This window comes from Prevotella sp. MGM2, assembly GCF_002933955.1.
GTDB lineage: Bacteria > Bacteroidota > Bacteroidia > Bacteroidales > Bacteroidaceae > Alloprevotella.
This window is the reverse complement of record NZ_BEWW01000011.1, coordinates 1-739: the sequence shown is the minus strand read 5'-3', so window position 1 is coordinate 739 and position 739 is coordinate 1. Positions and strand designations below refer to the sequence as shown.

At 36.5% G+C, this 739-nt stretch carries 1 protein-coding gene; it reads left to right on the top strand.

Annotated features, from left to right (window positions below; genetic code table 11):
• Positions 1–518: 518 nt before the first annotated feature.
• A partial coding sequence (locus C5S62_RS13705; protein ID WP_223301071.1) for a hypothetical protein occupies positions 519–739 on the top strand: 221 nt, incomplete at its 3' end.

The window sequence follows — 739 nt, the reverse complement described above, 5'->3', positions numbered from 1 at the left end:
CCGTGTTAAAATTCCGATACGGACTTTTTCATCTTCACTGTCCGAAACCTATATTTTAGCACTTTAAAATGTTGCGGAAAGTTAAATATGTTAAAGCCGGAAAGGAGACGGCAATCTGCCGCAACACTTTCACGACCTCTTTCCTGCTCTGAAAATCTGCGGTTGGAAACAGACAGATTGTTTTCATTAAAATGCAGATATTTTGAACAAAAATTTTATTTTGTCGTTTTTTATTACTAATATTGCACTGTAATTTTAGTGTGTTTAACACAAATCCTTAATACCATGAAAAAAAATACTCACTATCTGTTTTTTCTTATCTCTAATGTCATGTTCTTCTGATATCGAACAACAAGCATCATTTAACACAAAAGCTAAATTATATAATCGCGAAAACGAAACGTACAACTTTCTAAAACGAAACGTACAATTTTCACTGTTTTTCACCCCATCAAAGCAAAGGCATTTAATCACCATTTAAGCGGTAATTAAATGCCTTTTGAACATCTGCAAAAAGCGTGGAAAATGTTGCTTTTCAGCTGCATTTTGTCTGCACTTTATTTGCTCAATTCGTAGAAAATCACTATCTTTACATAGTAATTAAGAGGTTCTTTTGCGTCGGTTTATCCCGTTCGCAAACCTTTCATGCAACCAGCTTGTCAAGCAGGCTAATGATATTTGCCTTTATCTTGCGCCTGTTGGAAAAGGCGCGTGAGTTTGACCCCCCCGCGCACGCGGG